This is a genomic window from Ruegeria sp. AK4 (assembly GCF_056541025.1).
In genome coordinates this window covers 13402-29957 of the sequence record NZ_JBQFXS010000022.1, presented here as the reverse complement: position 1 = coordinate 29957, position 16556 = coordinate 13402, and the positions used below count along the sequence as shown (strand labels likewise).

Sequence of the window (16556 nt, the reverse complement as noted above, 5' to 3'; positions counted from 1 at the left end):
GTAGCGGATGCATTCGATGTCATTTTCCATTCAGGATCAGAATCCTTTCACGGGAATTGATTTCGAAATGTCATTGGACAGACGGGCTGAGTTTGCCGACAGTCGCGTCATGGAACTGACAGACACCACACCTGTCCACCTGATCCATGTGGATCCAGACGTCAACATGGCGCGGTTCTATGGCATAGAGTTGCAGCCGACGCTGTTTGGCGATGTTTCCGTTCTTCGTACCTGGGGACGTATTGGTACAAACGGGCAGGCCATGATGGTGACATATGACAACGAAGCCCAGGCTGCTGATGCACTCCATAACCTCGAACTGCAAAAGCGCCGACGAGGCTACGTCCCGGTCGGAGAGTGACTTAGGGTTGCAATCTGTTTCCGTAGCAAATCCCGAGCCTTTCGGCTCGTGACCAGGCTCTAGATTCCAGCCAGCGTGCCGGCTTCTACCCAGAACACCCCAGCATGATCTCCCTGACACAACGGCCCCTGCATCGTCTCATGCGAGCCGGGGCAGCTTACACGTCTGCGCTTGTCTGGCTCGGTTAAGTCAAGGCGCGACGGGAAAAGCATCTATTACAGGATTGCGGATAACGAGTGCTGGCGATTGTTAAGGTCCTGTACGATCTCTTTTGCAGCGAAGATGCGAAAAAGTGATCTGTATTCGATGCGGTCATGACAAGGCTGGACAAAATCGGACTAACGAAAACGCAGAGCCCTTTGCGCGTCTTTTCTAAGCAACTAGTTTGAAACTATGGACTCCGTAACCCAACTCACCAACTGGATGATTTGGATTTTTTGTATTTTTGCCTTGTGACGAACCGGCGAACATAGCAACGTCGTGTCGAATTTTGGTTCAACAATAAAGAGGTAGGTCACATGGCTGGAAAATTCGAAATTTATGAAGACAAGGCGGGAGAGTTCCGGTTCCGGCTCAAAGCCGGTAATGGCGAGATTATCTTAGCCAGCGAAGGTTATGTACAGAAAGCAAGTGCCGAGAACGGTATCGAGTCCGTGAAGACAAATGCGCCAAATGACGACCGGTACGAGCGCAAGGAGACGACGTCAGGCGGGTATATGTTTAACCTCAAAGCCAGCAACGGTCAGGTGATCGGCACCAGCGAGAGCTACACCAGTGCATCTGCTCGGGATAATGGAATTGAGTCCGTAAAACGAAATGCGCCAGACGCGCGTGTCGAAGACCTGACCTGATCTGACAAAGACTAAGCTTCGGCTGAGCAACACGCTCGCCGAAGCACTGCACTGGTGGTGAAGAATTACATTATCATATGCACCGCGCTGGATTCAAAAATGTAGAAACAGAGCCTAACCTCCAGAGAGCGGATTTGCGTACCATACCGGTTTTGTCACCTGGATGAGGACTGCTGTCGATCCGCGGCGGGCATTTAGATCCAAGTTTTTCAATATTTGAGAAGCGCAAGAAACTCGCTGTTCACTATCGTGCAGCAATGGCAGCTTCCCACCCTACCCTGGACATTCAAAACAAGACTCTGCAAATGCCGCTTCGCGGGACTTTGCGGCCATCCGATTTTTTCTCCAAAGGGCCGCAGGCAGCCCAAACCGGACATTGGCGACGAAACTTCGCAATCCCATGTACGCAACTTTGCAGCCAATTGTTTGTCAAGTCGAATGGCCATTTTGACAGTAAGCCTTCGATATCAACAGGCTTCCGTCATGTGCTTGACCAAAGAGGTTAATTGTTTGTCTCCATATCCATCCTCCCACGCGGCTTTTGTGCGGTCATGCATAATTCGGATAAAGTCAGCCGGTGCATTCAGAGAAACGCACGTCTTTAAAGCGTCCTCCTGGGCCAATGCGTAAACTTTCAACGAGGCTTCAGCGCCGTCATAGTCCTCGGACGGAACAGTTCGGGCAAAGAGATCATAGTAGTCATTTACCAATTTGATCGTGGCAGGGAGTTGATCGGCATAGACCTGCATCGGAACACCTGCTTTCTGGCAAACCAGTGCGCCGTATATCATCCCAAACATGAACCCCTGCCGGACAGTGAAGAGACCGGCAAAAAGTGCTGCAAGAGCTGCGGGTTTCTCACCGATCTGAGCGGATTTTCCCCCAAGACACCTTATGACTTCGCCGAAGCGATCCCAAGTTCCGGCACTGCCCACGGTAAGGATGGTGGTGTCGCTGCTACCAATGCCGGAAGGGTATGCATTGATCATGCCCAGCATGTAGTCGGCCTTTTTTTCGATGAGAAATGAGACCAGTGAATCAGCATCGGACGTATCGCCGGTGCTCATGTCGCAAATTGTTTTTCCTTCCAAAGACACACTTAGCCCACGGACCAAATCGACGGTTTCCTTGTGGCTTTTGATACAGACGACGACGAAATCAGACGCTGCAACAGCATCTTCTGGCAATGCGCAAATAACTGCACCTACCTTTGCAAACGATTTTGTCTTTTCAGGTTTCCGATTCCAGACGCAGACGCTGTAACCTGATTTGAGCAGGCAATGCGCCAGCGCCGAACCCATGTTGCCCAATCCCAGTACCGCAAGCGTTGCCATGATTTCCTCCTGTTCTGGTCATTGGTGTTTCAGTCAACATGCGTGAGAATCGAGAAATCGCGTAGTTGTAAATTTTTCTGTATTGTTAGATTTTCTCACTTATGGATTGGCACGCGTTACCCTCGCTGACGTCTCTCAGAGCCTTTGCCGCCGCCGCAGAGTTTAGAAACTTGACCCGCGCGGCAGCGGCACTGAATGTGACCCATTCCGCCGTCAGCCAACAAATCCGAGGGCTGGAGCAGCATCTAGGAACCCAGCTTGTTACTCGGACGCGACACGGTATCGCTCTGACCGCAAAGGGAGAATTCTTAGCGGCGGGTCTGCATGAAGCATTCGCCTCAATGGCGTCCCTGACTGAGAGCATATCAAATGCAGAGGCGGTTCGCCCGCTGTTGGTCAGTGCTACACCGATGTTTTCAAGCGCAATCCTCATGCCGCGCCTATCGGCGTTTGTTCAGGAGTTCCCGGATATCGAGCTTCGGATCGACTCAACAATCCAGGCTGTCGACCTCAAGCCAGGGGGCATTGACATAGCCATTCGATACGGCACCGGGCGCTGGTCGGGGCTGGTGTCGCAAATGTTGCTACCTGGCTGTCTGACAGTGGTTGCTGCAAAAGAATTGATTGGAGAACGGGTACTCAAAGACCCAATTGAGTTGCTCGACTTTACTCTTCTTCAGGAACAGGCTTCGGTCGAATTTGACCTGTGGTTGGAAAAGGTTGGAGTGCCACCTGGTGCAGATAGGAGAGTTGTTCGCTTGCCGGGCAACATGCTGCTTGATGGAATCCGCCAAGGTGATGGTATCGGGGCAACGGTTCCGGCATTCATCTCTGACGAATTGAAGTCTGGAGATCTCGTGGCGATTTTCGATGATCCAATCCCGCAGATCGGCTATCACCTTGTCACGCTGCCTGGAGCAATTCGCCCAGCGGCAAAGGTGTTTCAGAAGTGGCTTTCGAATTCAATTACCGAATATGAGAAAAGCCTTTTCAGGTGGACGCCTGCTCATTTAGTTTGACCGTTGTTGGTGTTCAACTCGATTGGATAGAAGCAGCCCGAAGCGGACCTTCACTATGAGCTTTGCACCCTCTGAGATGCGGGACGAAGCGGTCATTGGTAACGGCGGTGGGATGCGATACAGTAGCTTGGTAGCCATCAAGTGCTACGACCGATTGACCGCATCACTCCTAAAAATCCGCGAGATGCAAAAATGGGCAATGAGGAAGAAGCCATCCGGGCCGTGATTGAAATGTATGTGACCGGCTTCAATCGAGGCGATAAGGCACTGCTAACGGGGGCCTTTCATCCGCGATTTGTGTCGTCGGGGCTGATTGATGGCGAACTTCAATGGGATAGCGCAGAGAAGTTCGCTGAATTCTGTGTAGAAGCTGCTCCCGACCCTACGGGCCCGGTTCCGGACTGGGAAATCAGGTCGTTGCATGTTTCCGGTGCGACAGCGGTCGCAGTTGTCCACGACCAATGGGGACAACGAAAGTTTTGCGACACGCTTACATTGTTGAAGGACCGAGGACGCTGGCAGATTGTCTTCAAGGCATTTCAAAGCCTCTCATAGACAGTGCGGAGGCACAGGTTGGGCTCGAACCGGTCATTCGACGTTTCCGGTAAGGTTCGTAAGCTTGCCTGACGTGTTCAACAGCGGCTCAGCGGACATAGCCGCTGGTTGACCGACTTGCCCAAATGTCTGCTTTTTTTGATTTCGAGGCGGAGTACGGTTAGCGTACTGCCGCATGATGTGTTTCGAGGAGCGAAGCTATGTCTGATCCATATTCTAATCTAGGAGCGCAAGATCCTGAGATTCAGGAACGGATTGCAGCAGCGATGGAAGCCCGCTGTCTTGAGCCTGCACAGGTAGCAATCCGCAGAGCCTATCTGAATGATTTAGAGCTCCCGAGCAATGCAAGTGCGTTGGAATTGGGGTCCGGCACCGGCCATGTAACTAAAGACCTGTTGGACCTTGCTGGCGCATCAACCGCGCATGGGCTCGAACCCTCGCCGATTATGGTGGAACGGGCCAAAAAGAGCTTCGGCGATGATACGCGTCTCAATTTCGATATCGGCGACGCCAAGAACACAGGTTTTGAAGACGCATCATTCGACCTTGTTTTGATGCACACCTTGCTCTGCCATGTGCCTGACCCCGAAGACGTAGTTCAGGAAGCATTCCGCATCCTGAAGCCGGGCGGTGTGTTGGCAGTCTGTGACGGCGACTACGACACCGCGACGGCGCAGATTGCAGATTTTGACCCGCTCGATCAGCTCATCCGTTTCATGATTAATCAAAACGTCACCAATCTTTGGATTATGCGACAAATGTCCGGCATGCTTGCCAAGACTGGTTTTCAACTTGGAGCGCGCAGAGGGCATGGATACGTCGCCGAAGGAGAGGCGACATATTTCCTGACTGTTATTGACCGAGGCGCGGATCGCATGGTCGAAGAGTGTTTACTGTTCCCGGAAACAGCGGAGGCACTAAAGACAGAAGCAAGACGTCGGGTGTCCGAAAAGACCTTCTTCGGCTTTATGTCTTACGTGAGCCAGATTGCCACAAAGCCCTAGGAAACTAAGAAATCTCGTAGTCCGGACATTCGTTTGACGCGCAGCATCGGTCACTCAGGGGCTCGAAACGCTATTTCGCCCCATCGCGTACGAGCGGCTGTTCAAAGCGTCGAAGCTGACATTCCCCGTTTTCCCTATGAGTGCACAGTGGCGATGGCCCGGCTTCAAGACGCCATCTCAGATGGTGTACAGGAGCTACTTGTCCGGGCGCGACTTATCCTACGCCGTCGACCGCAACAGGATGTTCTTCAGAACCTGCTGGACGAGTTAAATGAGTGTGTCTCTGTGGAAAACCGCTCATCAGAAACCTGCGAGCCCACCAATTTGAGGGATGGCGACGGCGAAATTGAGGGGCATAAAGAACACTCACTGAATCCTAATAGTAAAAAGGAAGATCAGTATTGGAAGAAAGTGACCCAGGATCAAATGGAACACGCATTTCCTCGGTTGTGCTCAGAATTGCGGTTCGCCCGAAATCAAGCGCATTGTGATCAACTAATGGACCAATTAGCGAACCACATGAAGCTTGGAGAGGCTTGGTATGCAATGAAATCATCACATGCCCCAGCGGTACGCTTCATGGTCTTAGGTTATGTTTTGCAACGCGTTGAAATAGTACGAAGCCATAGAGCATATCTGATGTCGATTATGAACAAGATTGACCGCGGAGAAATGGAACTCAGGACTCTGTTGATACCTCAGAAAACCAGGCGGGATGAATGGGAGGATCGTAAGAATTCTTAGCGCGGTGCCGCGGATGGCGGCCATTTGCTTGAGGGCAACACCGGAAACCTGTGTAGCGGTTTGTCTCCGGCGAATGATTGAGAAAGCGAGGGTAGGGGAGTTGTGTACTGAACGCGGATTCTATGTACGATTGAGCGGCTGGCTGGCCAACGTTTCACTACGAAACGCGAAGCATGGGATCTGGCTTCCTTGATTGTCAAGAAAATTGCCACTATATTATGGCATCAGGAGTGATCGATATGGAATTACGTGATCTTGTAGAAGACCGGATGATCTCACCGGATCGTCTCGCCCGGCACCTGAAAACCACCAAGCGTGAGATTGGTGAGACCTTGGGCATTGCTCCGGAGTCTTTGTCTCGGCGGAAGCGAATAGCATCCGTTTCAGTTCAGACATCGTTGCGTCACCTGGTCGAGATTCTGAACGCTGTTGCGCCGGCAGTTGGAAGCTCGCTCATGGCTTATGCCTGGTATCGGTCTGAACCCATTGTGGGGTTTGGCGGGCGGACGCCCGAGGAAATCGTCAAGGACGGAGAAAACGCGGCGTTGAAGTCTCATATCCTGCGGCGTCTTGAAGGCGGTTACGCTTGAAACATGCCATACGGGTACGGCGCACGGTCATCCGTGCTGCCAAACCGCGTTGGTCATATTTGCCAACATCAGGGGAGGGCGCTGCACGACGGGGCGGGCGGTTCAACCCGATCGGGGTACCCGCCCTCTATACGTCGCTTTCCCATGAAACAGCCGCGCGCGAAGTCCGCTTCAGCCTGAATCAAGAGCCATATACCTTCTATTTTCTCGCAGTAGATTGTCAACATATCGTCGATCTTACCAGCCGGGATACAAGACAGGCATTGGGCATCTCTTGGGAGGATATTGCCAATGACAACTGGGAATCCGAGATGCACCAGGGACTAATCCCTTCAACCCATGATGTAGCCGAAAGGCTGAAAGGCAATGGCTATGCCGGTGTCCTGGTGAACAGTTTCGCATCAGGGGCCACGCCTGATGACATCAACTTGGTTCTTTGGGATTGGGATGCGGTCGACCATTTGCCGTCAAGCAGAGCAAATGCGGTGATGGTTCTGCACCGGGACGATCTACCGAACAGTGATGTATCCTGGCAATAAGATCACTCCCCCCGATCTCGAGGATTTCTTGATGGTCCGCGAACCCGTCTTTTCTTTTGATATTCTGAAAGAACGTGGCGTTGAATAGTCTTGCGAGGGTTACGCTTGCCAAACGCGTTGCTGACAATCTTCCCTGTTACGGCGCTCCGCATCGATCCATGAGTTGAAAGTATGCTGCGGAGTAGGCGGCAACTTTGGTTGCGCCCGTAGCGAATGGCAGCAATGCAGGCTGCAATTGCAGCATTTGAATACATAGCTCAAGGTCCGGTTCGGGCCGCCCAGTTAGGCAGCGCAGCTTGATTAAGTTTCTTCAATTGATCCGTAGCCGCATTGCCGGGCCTTACCTTAACGACATCTGGAAAACCGTGCTGGGTTTGAAGGCAGGCAACCATCAGGTCAACAATTTCGAAAGCCTCAAGGTGGGCGAAAAGCGCAAGAAGCTGGATGCGCTGTTCAATGACCCGGAGACCCGTGAGGCGATGCAGCTTAACAAAGCGGTTGAGAAGCGGATCGCCACATGGGTGCCCGAGGGCATGGTCTGAAAACCGCAGGTGGGGCGCGTAAGCGCCCTGCCACTCCGATGACGTTCTTGCAGGCGATAACAGGTTGAAAGCGAACGCGGAAAACAGCCGATAGAGGCGGACATTCACTCACCCATAGCTTGAATGGAGTGGCAAGGTGATATATATTAATGATAGATATCAAATGGAGGTGACAATGCCAGATACAGCGGTTGCAAAAGTGTTCATGACCGGTCGGTCTCAGGCGGTTCGGTTGCCGAAAGAATTCCGCTTCAAGACCGATGAAGTGCGGATCAGGGCCGAAGGCTCAAAGGTTATTCTTGAACCCATCGAAAACGATTGGGAATGGTTGGACGAGTTGCACGAGCTGGGGCCGCTCGATGAGGATGCCGCGCGGGCTGCCGAGGAAGATGTGGCACCGCAAGACCGCCCGGAACTGGATGTGTTCAAGTGAAATTCCTCCTCGACACCAACGCCGTCATTGGGATCATCGCTGGCAATCGCGATTTGATTGACCGTTTGTCCGAGCATGTGCCTAGTGATTTCGGTGTTCCCTCTGTCGTCTTGTATGAACTCTATTGGGGCGCATACAAAAGCGCGAGAGTTGCTGAGAATGTTGCGCGCGTCGATGCGCTCCGGTTTGAGGTGCTGGACCTGTCGGTAGAGGATGCGAAAGCCGCTGTCCTGATCCGCGCTGATCTGAACAAGAAAGGCACGCCGATAGGGGCCTATGATTTGTTGATTGCAGGGCAGGCGGTTTCGCGCTCCCTGACGCTCATCACCAACAACGTCAAAGAGTTTCGCCGGGTTGAAAATCTGATCTATGAGGACTGGCAATCATGACCAAAGTCACCACGCCAACCGCCGCAGAGAACGCAATCCGCCGCGTGTGGAAATCTGCGCAGATGTATATCGCGTTTCACAAGGACCAGAGTGGTAATGAACGCTCCGACCCGAAACTTTGGCCTCCGAAGAACGGCAGCGCGTCACTGCATGATGATATCGCCGAGCAGGAAGCCATTGTTGTCGTCAAAGCCGCTGATGTTGAAGTCACCCAGGATGTGCAAATCAAACTGCATCCCAGCCGGATCGTTGTGCGTCGTGATGCCGACAAATGGTGGCAGGGTGTTGCGATGGACGATCATTCGGTGACCGTCCGTATGGCCGATAACACGATGATCGAAATCCGGCATGACGGGTCGATCAAGCGCCGGTCCGCCGAGGATGAAACCCATGTTGAAGCGGATGGCAGCATTTTCAAATGGACGCCGCACGCGGAGGCCATGATGACCGGCGACGGGATCGAAATGTCCCGACGTACCGACGACCGGATTGCGGCGATCACGCATGACGGCGTTTTGGATCGGGCCCGCAAGCGCTAATCTGGCTTCAATACCTCCAGACTTTCCTTCGGTTAAACTGATGGCCCGCATCGTCGGGCCATTCTTTTGCCATTGCGCCGGCGTGGATGCTCCTCTGGTGCCGCTTGACACCCGGGGCCGTTGCCCCATGTGCCTGCCCGACTGGCCGCTTCGCTGTGACGGCCGCTATTGCGTCCGGTGCATCGCCGAACCCTGGCGCCAGGGCACAAACGGCTCTCCGCCTCCGCTGGCAGGAAAGGGCGACTTGCGCCCCTACGCACTTTACCAATCTCCTGCAAGTCAATCCGTTTCAGGAAGGCCACCAGCTCGCGGATCTGAGCAATGCGCGTGTGATGGATCGACTTGGTTTCGCCGTCATCAGAAGTCGACCGGTGTTCAAGCCTTTCGCTCGCATCGGCCCCAATAGTTCGTGCCACTAACCCGGACTGACAGTCTTCAACCCGTTGCCAATGAAGATCCACGCTCCCCGTGTTTCTTCAAGATGAACATATGTGAGCAGTCGGGAATGGCACTGCTGATCTGGCAACAGATCAGCAGCTTCAACGACTATTTTCCGCAGCCGGACAAGCCCAGCTCTGCATCGCGAAACAAAATAGCCGCTGACATCCCCTTAGTGCCCGCAAAACCCATGTTCATCGAAACACTCAGAAGCGAGGATCTAACAATGGCAACTCAAACTCTGAAACTGAATGTCAAAACCGGCGAAAAAGATGGCACGAACTACTGGGACCGATGCGGGGTTCTCTTCGCAAACACCGACGACGTTTCTGGCGAAATCAAGTCGATCACCGTCAAACACAGCATGTTCCCCAGTGTCGAAATGGTGGCCTTCCCGAAGCGGAGCGACGACGATGGTGTAACCGAGTAACAAAAGGTTAGGGCGGCGCAAGTCGCCCTTTCCCGTGCTCCGGCATTTGGTCGGTTGTAGACCCGCTGCATCACTACAGGCGACGTCTGGCTGAGTTGCCGCAAAGGTCTAAGTTGAGCCCATCGTTACAGAGTCAGCCGGTTGCACGAACGTCCGCTTCGCCTCAACCGCAAGTCACGACATCGTCTACCAGTTCGTGATCAAATGTGTCGTTAGCTTGCCGGACCCGGTTCATCCAGCAAGACCGACCGAGGGCGGCGTATTTATTTGCGCTGCATCGCTGAAGACGAGACCGATCGAGCTGGCCACGACAGCGACTGCGGGCTTCACAACACGCCTGGGCCGCAATCCAGGACCGGCGATCGCGCTTTGGCTAGGTGCCTGATTATGGTACTACGGTGTAGGTGAGCGGGCTGATTATTGGTCTTCACGGAAACTAGGGAGGCGAAGATGATCGCGTACACGACAATCGGGACCAACGATCTGGAGCGAGCCTTGGCGTTCTATGATGCTCTGCTCGGCGAGATCGGCGGTAAGCGAGCGGCGGAGTTGCCCGGCATCGTTCTTTACGTAGGCGCGGACGGCACGCCATTTTTCGCCGTGGCGGAGCCTTGGAACAATGAGGCCGCCACCGTTGGGAACGGCTCGATGATCGGCCTTGGCGCCGGGAGTCAGGATGCGGTCGACAATCTATATGAGCGCGCGATCGACCTCGGGGCCGTCGACGAAGGCGAACCAGGCCCTCGAAAGAGAGGAGCGCTGGAGTTTTACGCCGGCTACTTCCGCGATCTTGACGGCAACAAGCTGAGCTTCTTCCACATGTAGTCTGGGGTCTTGTATCTTCTTTTCACTCCGCAGCGCGATCGCTGCTCGGCACTGGTTCCTACAACGCCTACGGCCGATAGCTGCGAGCCCGCTTTGCGATTGGCGCTGCTCGATTTGAGTTTTGACCAACCTGATGGCGCTGTGACCCGGCGAACGTTCCGATGACCGACCTCGAAGACTGGCTGTCGCAGCACGACTTGTCGGCGATCGGGCCGACGCTGACTGCACACGATATCGATCTGTCGACGCTGCCGATGCTTGACGAGGTTGGGCTGTGTGCGGTCCTCCGGTGAAAGTGGGCCAATGGCGGCAAAGTCCGGATTTTGTTGAAAAACTCGAAAAGCCGGGAAGTTTGTTTTTTTTCCGCGAATTGGCGTTCGACCGAAAAGTCCGCCTCCGACATTTCTGACAGTCGTTGACGCGTCCTAAGGCAGCCGGTGTTTATTTTGATCCGACCCCTAAGCTGAAAAAACTTAGCGGCTCTGTACGCGCAATTTTTGATTTAAGTTTTGCAAATTCGGAGTTTTTCAACAGTATCTCCGCATAGCTGCCGTCAACGACGACTGGTGCTGCAACCGCAGCGAAAGGCGGCTGTGTGGCCTAAGTGTCAAGTTCGTTTTGTTCAACTTGCTGAGGAACGACCTCAACCACCTGCTGCCCAGAAACTCTGCCATCCGAGCCCGGATCGTTTCTGACTTGGCGTTGTGCATTAGATCCAGCGCCACCTCGATCGCCCGGGTCTTGGCCAAGGAGCGGAGCTGCTCTGCCTCCTGGATATAGGCGTGCTGAGCCGACGATAGAAGGACTGGTGAAGCTCTACCTTGTCGGCCAGCCGAGCCTTGGCCTGTTCTCTGACGAAGGCGGCGGGTTTCTGGGCGGTCATGCCATGAATTCGGGCAACCGCATGAAAACCGTTGCAGGGCTTTCGAAGCTCTGGGACGGCGAACCGCCCGACCGGGTTCGTGCTGGTGACGGTGCCGTGACGCTGTATGGTCGCAGGCTAGCGATGCACCTGATGGTGCAACCGGTCGCTGCAAGGCCCTTGCTATCAGATCCGATTGCATCTGGTCAGGGGTTCTTGGCGCGGTTCCTGATAACCGAACCAGTCAGCCATATTGGCGGACGATTGAACCGGCCCGACGCTCAAGTAGCAGATGCAGCAAGTGTAGCAATGTCAGGACGGCTGAACGCGATTTTGATCCACCCTAAACCGGTGGATGAGGATAAGCCGCAGGAATTGCGCCCACGGGCGTTACACCTGTCGAATACCGCCAAAGACATGCTGTTTGCATACTACAAGGCAACTGAGTTGGCGCAGGCCGCAGGCGGTGATTTCGAGCATATCAAATCATTCGCTTTGAAGTTGGCGGAACGGCGCGGCTAGCACCATCACCCATGTACGGCCCGCCGCCTAGTATAGCGCGAACTTCTTAGCTTTCGGTGACAGTAAATTGGCTCTGTGTCCCGGCGACTGTGCTCAGGCCGCCATCCGTCCCAAAATCCCTGACGACGGACACTGCCCACGGCTCCAAAACACTGCATCTTTGATTTAATTGGCAAAACGGATTTTAAGTGGCGTTCGTCAGTTGTGTGAGTGATCAGCCTGTATTTCAGTCTCCGTCAACGTGAGGCGGTTCTAATCTGATGCGTTGCCTTCGGTCGAAGTGGCAGAGACTTGAAAAGATTCTGCGGGCAGGTCTGCCGCACGGCGTGCTTGCGCCTGAGTGTATGCGTCTTCGAGATACCGCGTGTGGGCCGTCGTGTAGAATAGCGGGCAGGTCAGTCGATTGGAAGCGAGCCGGTTGCGGATTGCCCCCAGTCTCTCGGGATCAGTGGCGAGCGCCAAGGCGAGGCTTTCGTAACCGGCGTCGCTGGTGGTGATCATCTCGGGCAGGTCCGCCGCTGTCAATACGCTGGCGGCAACGCGGGCGGAGAACTGGTCTCCGATCCGGGTCAGAACCGGCAACCCGGCCCAGAGCGCATCGACCGCAGTTGTATGCGCATTGTAGGCAAAGGTGTCGAGGAACAGATCCGCCAGACGGTGCCGGGCAAGGTGTTGCGGGTTGGGCATCCTGTCGGCGAACACCAGCCGCGCGTCGTCCACCCCGTGCGCCCGGGCGGTGTTACGCAGGTTGCGTTCGGCTAGTTCGCTGGTCCGGAGTAGCCACAACACGCTGCCGGGCGTTCGGGAGAGCAGCCGCATCCATATCGCGAAGACGCGTGGGCAGATCTTGTAGCTGTTGTTGAAGCAGCAGAAGACAAAGGCGTTTTCCGGCAAGTTGTGCTCGGCCCGGGTTTGGGGGTCTTCCGAGATCGGACGGTTGCGGTCGCTGGGAAAATAGCTGTGGGGCAGGGAAATGACAGCCTCGGAAAAACCGTAATGCCGGTCGGGCGGCAATACCGTGCCATCGGCGATCACGTAGTCGATGTAAGATGCTCCGGTGGTGCCCGGATAGCCGAGCCAGGCGATCTGCGTTGGGGCCAGCCGGCGGGAAAACAGCGCGGCCCGGTTGTGTCGGGTGTAGCCCATCAGGTCGATGGCAATATCAAGCCCGTCCTCGCGCGCCAGTGCGGCGGCCTGCGCATCGGAGAGGCCGCTGATGTCGCGGAACCGGTCGCAATGAGCGCTGACCTTGTCCCGCATCGCGTCGCCGGCGCCTGTGAGCGCATAGGCAAAGAGCGTGAAGCGGGATTTGTCATGGGCGGCCAGCGTGCCGGTCAGCAGATGCGCGACGGCGTGATCGCGGAAATCCGCGGATACATAGCCGATGCGCAGTTTTCTGTCCTTGCCTCCACCACGTTCGGGCAGGGCCGGCGCGAGGTGGCCGATGCTGTGCTGTACATGAATTGTGGATCGCTGTTTTTGCCGGGCGGGGTGATCCTCAAGCGCCAAAGTGGCAAAGGGGGGCACGGGTTGATCTGTAGTTCCCAGCGTCTCAAGCCGAGCATTCAGCCGCTCCATTTCGGTCCAGTCGCATAGGTCCGCCAGGTGATGCAGGGCTTGGACAAGGAACCGGTCGTTGTCAGGGGCCAGGGCTTGGGCGCGCAGGAAATATTCGCTGGCGAGTTCGGGCTGTTCGGCACCCTGCAGGGTGAGGGCCAGGCCAAAACAGGTTTCGGCGGAGTGAGGCGCCTGATTAAGCGCCTGCCGCAGGCACTCGATCGCGGCCTCATAATCCCCAGTACGGCGCAGCGCGTTGCCCTTGTTGACGAGGGCGTCGTAATACTCCGGCTGCCGGTTCAGCGCGGCGTCGAAACATTCGAGTGCCGCGGACCACTGATGCTGCTCCTGCCGGAGATTGCCCAGATTGTTCCACGCCTTGACGTGATCCGGGTTCCGCTTGAGCACCGAGTGATACTGCGCTTCGGCGGCGTCGGTTTTCTTCATCGCCTGCAGCGTCACGGCGAGGTTGTAGCGCACTGTGACGTCATCGGGACACAGTGTGAGCGCCTGTTCGTAGCACTCTGCCGCGACTTGCAGCTCACCCAGTATCTTGGAGACGTTCCCCAGTGCGGTGTGAACCCGGGCGGTGTCCTGGGCGGGGAGGTTCCGGGACAGAACTTCGCGATAAAGATCGGCGGCTTCGCGGAAGTGACCGACACGCAGCCGCGCCTCGGCCCGGCGCATTAGAAGGTTGACGCTTGGCATGTCTCTCCCACTTTTCGGCTGCGGCCACTTGGACCCATGTTTGGGTTCCGTATAGCACTTAAGTGCGGGAAGCGGTGAATTGGCTACTGGGGTTTGCACAGTACCAGATCTCCATAGCGCACAATGCGACTTTCCATTTCTTGCGGAGTCATTTCAGCCTCCTTGATTTTTTTGTAGCTGCGTGTTGGAGCGCCGTATCGGGGATGCGGGCACTTCCGCGGACGATCAGTTCGCCGGGAATAACGACATTCTCAGGCATTCGTTCTCGGTCCTTGATTTCCGCAATCAGCAGCCTACAGGTAGCCTCGATCATTTGGGACAAGGGTTGACGCACCGTCGTCAAATCGAACGTTTTCCAGCTGGCCATGGGAGCGTCGTCGTAGCCAATGACGGAGACATCTTCAGGTACCCGCAATCCGAGTTCTTGGCGGAGAACTTCCAGCACGCCAAAGGCCATGTGATCGTTGGCAACGAAAAGCGCGTCGGGCGGCGTATTGGATCTAAAGAGTTTGCGGGTTTCGTCCATCGCGACTTCGCGCCGGAAATGGCAGTCGATGCAGGCAACGGGCTCTATCCTGGCGTCCTGCATTGCGGCCAAAAAGCCTTCCCTGCGGTCGATGCCATTCAATGCGCCACGCCAGCCAGCGATATGTGCAATGCGTTTGTGTCCATTCTGAATCAGGAATTCGGTCGCTCGCTTCGCTCCGTCGTAGTTGGACGCAACGACCATCGAGGCGTCAGGATCGATCTGACCGCGATTGAACAGAACGCAAGGAATGCCCGACTTGCGCACCCGCTGGACCAGCATGTTGGACAAGCTGATCGAGGCAAAAACGATGCCGTCCACCTGATCCGCCAAGAGGCCGTCCACGATATCATCTATCTCTTCGGCGCTGTTGCCCGCGAAATAGACCGTGACCGAATAACCTTGAGCGTTCAGCGCTTTGGAGAGGCGCTGCAAGGTCTCGGCGAAGAAGCCGTTCTTTAAATAGGCCAGAACGACGCCAATCCTGAATGTCTGACCGGAGTTAAGTGATCGGGCCACGAGGTTGGGAATATATCCTAGCTCTTTTGCGACCGCCCGAACTCTCGCTGCTTTTTGTGGGTCAACGGACGTCGTCTTCGTGAAAACACGGCTCACGGTTGGTTGGCTAACCCCGGCGGCCTTGGCCACATCGCTTGCTGTTACGCGGGGTGGCGCCATTTCTCAGGCCCAGATTCTACGGAAAATTTGACTGTGGTGAGCCATGTTAGCTTGCCCGGATCCGGTTCCCCGTTACCGGGTCGAAGAGATATAGATGGGCGGGGTTTAGCGAGATGCTGACCATGTCGTCCTGTTCTTTGCGAAGGTGGCGGTCCCCCTTGGCGATCACCCGCTGTTTACCCCACTGTACGGTAAGAAGCGTAGCTTCACCTGTGTTTTCGAAGGCGTAGATGCGAACGTCGATGTCGCCATCGCCGTCAGGCAATACACTCATGTCGTCTGCTCGGACGCCGAGAACGACGCTGTCGCGATCTTCGGCATTCACAGCGATCAACCGCGTACCGCCCGTCGTGACAAACTGCCCATCTTTGACCGAGCCATTGATGAGGTTCATCGCAGGCGAGCCAATGAAGCCCGCGACGAAAAGGTTGGCCGGATCATTGTAGATCTCATCCGGTGTCCCAAGCTGCTGGATGACACCGTTCTTCATGACGGCCACGCGATCGGCGAGCGTCATGGCTTCGATCTGATCGTGAGTCACATAGACGGTTGTGACCTTTAGCTCCCGGCTCAGGTGCTTAAGTTCAGCGCGCATTGTCACGCGCAACTTAGCGTCGAGGTTTGAGAGCGGCTCGTCCATAAGGAACACCTTGGGTGTGCGCACAATGGCGCGTGCAAGCGCCACACGCTGCCGTTGGCCGCCGCTCAAAGCCTTGGGCTTGCGGTCGAGGAATTCGGACAGCTCAACCTGTTCAGCCGCCTGTCGCACGCGCGGATCAATCTCGGGCTTAGGCACCCCGCGCACTTTGAGGGGGTAGGCGATGTTGTCGTAGATTGTCATATGCGGGTAGAGGCCGTAGTTCTGGAAAACCATCGCCACGTCGCGGTCCTTGGGCAGATCGTCATTTACAATGCGGTCGCCGATCCAGATTTCGCCAGTTGTCGGCTCTTCAAGCCCCGCAATCATCCGCATCGTCGTGGTCTTTCCGCAGCCGGAAGGACCAAGCAGAACCAGAAATTCCTTGTCCGCAATCTCCAGCGACTGATTATCGACACCGACGAAATCGCCCCAGCGCTTGGTCAGGTTCTTGAGAATCACTTCGGCCATTC

20 protein-coding genes are annotated in these 16556 nt (G+C 55.4%); 16 read left to right on the top strand and 4 right to left on the bottom strand.

Annotation, left to right across the window (positions count from 1 at the left end; genetic code table 11):
* Positions 1-16: 16 nt before the first annotated feature.
* Together ACR0EZ_RS22200 and ACR0EZ_RS22195 are read left to right on the top strand one after the other, a co-directional pair.
* Positions 17-361: a WGR domain-containing protein gene (locus ACR0EZ_RS22200; RefSeq protein ID WP_480616983.1), complete on the top strand. Its 345-nt coding sequence runs from the start codon at positions 17-19 to the stop codon at positions 359-361.
* Between the two features lie 518 nt (positions 362-879).
* A complete protein-coding gene (locus ACR0EZ_RS22195) occupies positions 880-1212 on the top strand; it encodes a YegP family protein (RefSeq protein ID WP_480616982.1) in 333 nt (110 codons plus the stop codon).
* A 467-nt stretch (positions 1213-1679) separates the two neighbouring features.
* Here ACR0EZ_RS22195 and ACR0EZ_RS22190 read toward each other — a convergent pair whose 3' ends face one another.
* Positions 1680-2546 carry an NAD(P)-binding domain-containing protein gene (locus ACR0EZ_RS22190; RefSeq protein WP_480616981.1) on the bottom strand — a complete coding sequence of 289 codons (867 nt, stop codon included), beginning with the start codon at positions 2544-2546 and terminating at the stop codon, positions 1680-1682.
* A 101-nt stretch (positions 2547-2647) separates the two neighbouring features.
* On the opposite strand from ACR0EZ_RS22190, the gene ACR0EZ_RS22185 reads away from it, so the two are divergent.
* The 14 genes from ACR0EZ_RS22185 (at position 2648) to ACR0EZ_RS22120 (ending at position 11977) form a co-directional block, all read left to right on the top strand.
* Positions 2648-3565, top strand: a complete 918-nt coding sequence (locus ACR0EZ_RS22185) for a LysR family transcriptional regulator (RefSeq protein WP_480616980.1) — start codon at positions 2648-2650, stop codon at positions 3563-3565.
* Between the two features lie 192 nt (positions 3566-3757).
* The gene (locus ACR0EZ_RS22180) at positions 3758-4120 is read left to right on the top strand and encodes a nuclear transport factor 2 family protein (protein WP_480616979.1); all 363 of its coding nucleotides are present in this window, start codon (positions 3758-3760) and stop codon (positions 4118-4120) included.
* Between the two features lie 200 nt (positions 4121-4320).
* Positions 4321-5124, top strand: coding sequence for a class I SAM-dependent methyltransferase (locus ACR0EZ_RS22175; RefSeq protein WP_480616978.1), 804 nt, complete (start codon positions 4321-4323; stop codon positions 5122-5124).
* A gap of 33 nt (positions 5125-5157) precedes the next feature.
* Positions 5158-5868 carry a hypothetical protein gene (locus tag ACR0EZ_RS22170; protein WP_480616977.1) on the top strand — a complete coding sequence of 237 codons (711 nt, stop codon included), beginning with the start codon at positions 5158-5160 and terminating at the stop codon, positions 5866-5868.
* Between the two features lie 230 nt (positions 5869-6098).
* Positions 6099-6458 carry a hypothetical protein gene (locus ACR0EZ_RS22165; protein ID WP_480616976.1) on the top strand — a complete coding sequence of 120 codons (360 nt, stop codon included), beginning with the start codon at positions 6099-6101 and terminating at the stop codon, positions 6456-6458.
* Positions 6455-6997 carry an RES family NAD+ phosphorylase gene (locus tag ACR0EZ_RS22160; RefSeq protein ID WP_480616975.1) on the top strand — a complete coding sequence of 181 codons (543 nt, stop codon included), beginning with the start codon at positions 6455-6457 and terminating at the stop codon, positions 6995-6997. The genes ACR0EZ_RS22165 and ACR0EZ_RS22160 overlap by 4 nt, the downstream gene beginning before the upstream one ends.
* 296 nt (positions 6998-7293) lie before the next feature.
* A complete protein-coding gene (locus ACR0EZ_RS22155) occupies positions 7294-7539 on the top strand; it encodes a hypothetical protein (RefSeq protein ID WP_480616974.1) in 246 nt (81 codons plus the stop codon).
* Between the two features lie 175 nt (positions 7540-7714).
* Positions 7715-7972 carry an antitoxin gene (locus tag ACR0EZ_RS22150; protein WP_480616973.1) on the top strand — a complete coding sequence of 86 codons (258 nt, stop codon included), beginning with the start codon at positions 7715-7717 and terminating at the stop codon, positions 7970-7972.
* Complete coding sequence (locus ACR0EZ_RS22145) at positions 7969-8361, top strand: PIN domain-containing protein (protein ID WP_480616972.1); 393 nt, start codon at positions 7969-7971, stop codon at positions 8359-8361. The genes ACR0EZ_RS22150 and ACR0EZ_RS22145 overlap by 4 nt, the downstream gene beginning before the upstream one ends.
* Positions 8358-8900, top strand: a complete 543-nt coding sequence (locus tag ACR0EZ_RS22140) for a hypothetical protein (RefSeq protein ID WP_480616971.1) — start codon at positions 8358-8360, stop codon at positions 8898-8900. The genes ACR0EZ_RS22145 and ACR0EZ_RS22140 overlap by 4 nt, the downstream gene beginning before the upstream one ends.
* Before the next feature lie 505 nt (positions 8901-9405).
* Entirely contained in the window at positions 9406-9768 is a 363-nt protein-coding gene (locus ACR0EZ_RS22135) for a hypothetical protein (protein WP_480616970.1), read from the top strand.
* A 450-nt stretch (positions 9769-10218) separates the two neighbouring features.
* On the top strand, positions 10219-10593 hold the full coding sequence (locus ACR0EZ_RS22130) for a VOC family protein (RefSeq protein WP_480616969.1): 375 nt from the start codon (positions 10219-10221) through the stop codon (positions 10591-10593).
* Between the two features lie 161 nt (positions 10594-10754).
* Positions 10755-10886 (top strand): hypothetical protein, encoded by a 132-nt coding sequence (locus tag ACR0EZ_RS22125; RefSeq protein WP_480616968.1) that lies wholly within the window; start codon positions 10755-10757, stop codon positions 10884-10886.
* Between the two features lie 374 nt (positions 10887-11260).
* Positions 11261-11977: a DUF3987 domain-containing protein gene (locus ACR0EZ_RS22120; protein WP_480617004.1), complete on the top strand. Its 717-nt coding sequence runs from the start codon at positions 11261-11263 to the stop codon at positions 11975-11977.
* Between the two features lie 252 nt (positions 11978-12229).
* Here ACR0EZ_RS22120 and ACR0EZ_RS22115 read toward each other — a convergent pair whose 3' ends face one another.
* From ACR0EZ_RS22115 to ACR0EZ_RS22105, 3 genes are all read right to left on the bottom strand, one after another.
* Positions 12230-14242 (bottom strand): O-linked N-acetylglucosamine transferase, SPINDLY family protein, encoded by a 2013-nt coding sequence (locus ACR0EZ_RS22115; protein ID WP_480616967.1) that lies wholly within the window; start codon positions 14240-14242, stop codon positions 12230-12232.
* Positions 14243-14390: 148 nt separating this feature from the next.
* Positions 14391-15446, bottom strand: a complete 1056-nt coding sequence (locus ACR0EZ_RS22110) for a LacI family DNA-binding transcriptional regulator (RefSeq protein ID WP_480616966.1) — start codon at positions 15444-15446, stop codon at positions 14391-14393.
* 46 nt (positions 15447-15492) lie between these two features.
* Complete coding sequence (locus ACR0EZ_RS22105; RefSeq protein ID WP_480616965.1) at positions 15493-16554, bottom strand: ABC transporter ATP-binding protein; 1062 nt, start codon at positions 16552-16554, stop codon at positions 15493-15495.
* Positions 16555-16556 lie beyond the last annotated feature (2 nt).

What these genes read in the sequence shown, in the direction of transcription:
- ACR0EZ_RS22200 (WP_480616983.1), top strand. Translation starts at nt 17, where the DNA reads ATGTCATTTTCCATTCAGGATCAGAATCCTTTCACGGGAATTGATTTC.
- ACR0EZ_RS22115 (WP_480616967.1), bottom strand. Translation starts at nt 14,242, where the DNA reads ATGCCAAGCGTCAACCTTCTAATGCGCCGGGCCGAGGCGCGGCTGCGT.
- ACR0EZ_RS22195 (WP_480616982.1), top strand. Translation starts at nt 880, where the DNA reads ATGGCTGGAAAATTCGAAATTTATGAAGACAAGGCGGGAGAGTTCCGG.
- ACR0EZ_RS22105 (WP_480616965.1), bottom strand. Translation starts at nt 16,554, where the DNA reads ATGGCCGAAGTGATTCTCAAGAACCTGACCAAGCGCTGGGGCGATTTC.
- ACR0EZ_RS22150 (WP_480616973.1), top strand. Translation starts at nt 7,715, where the DNA reads ATGCCAGATACAGCGGTTGCAAAAGTGTTCATGACCGGTCGGTCTCAG.
- ACR0EZ_RS22140 (WP_480616971.1), top strand. Translation starts at nt 8,358, where the DNA reads ATGACCAAAGTCACCACGCCAACCGCCGCAGAGAACGCAATCCGCCGC.
- ACR0EZ_RS22185 (WP_480616980.1), top strand. Translation starts at nt 2,648, where the DNA reads ATGGATTGGCACGCGTTACCCTCGCTGACGTCTCTCAGAGCCTTTGCC.
- ACR0EZ_RS22125 (WP_480616968.1), top strand. Translation starts at nt 10,755, where the DNA reads ATGACCGACCTCGAAGACTGGCTGTCGCAGCACGACTTGTCGGCGATC.
- ACR0EZ_RS22110 (WP_480616966.1), bottom strand. Translation starts at nt 15,446, where the DNA reads ATGGCGCCACCCCGCGTAACAGCAAGCGATGTGGCCAAGGCCGCCGGG.
- ACR0EZ_RS22130 (WP_480616969.1), top strand. Translation starts at nt 10,219, where the DNA reads ATGATCGCGTACACGACAATCGGGACCAACGATCTGGAGCGAGCCTTG.
- ACR0EZ_RS22135 (WP_480616970.1), top strand. Translation starts at nt 9,406, where the DNA reads ATGGCACTGCTGATCTGGCAACAGATCAGCAGCTTCAACGACTATTTT.
- ACR0EZ_RS22175 (WP_480616978.1), top strand. Translation starts at nt 4,321, where the DNA reads ATGTCTGATCCATATTCTAATCTAGGAGCGCAAGATCCTGAGATTCAG.
- ACR0EZ_RS22190 (WP_480616981.1), bottom strand. Translation starts at nt 2,546, where the DNA reads ATGGCAACGCTTGCGGTACTGGGATTGGGCAACATGGGTTCGGCGCTG.
- ACR0EZ_RS22180 (WP_480616979.1), top strand. Translation starts at nt 3,758, where the DNA reads ATGGGCAATGAGGAAGAAGCCATCCGGGCCGTGATTGAAATGTATGTG.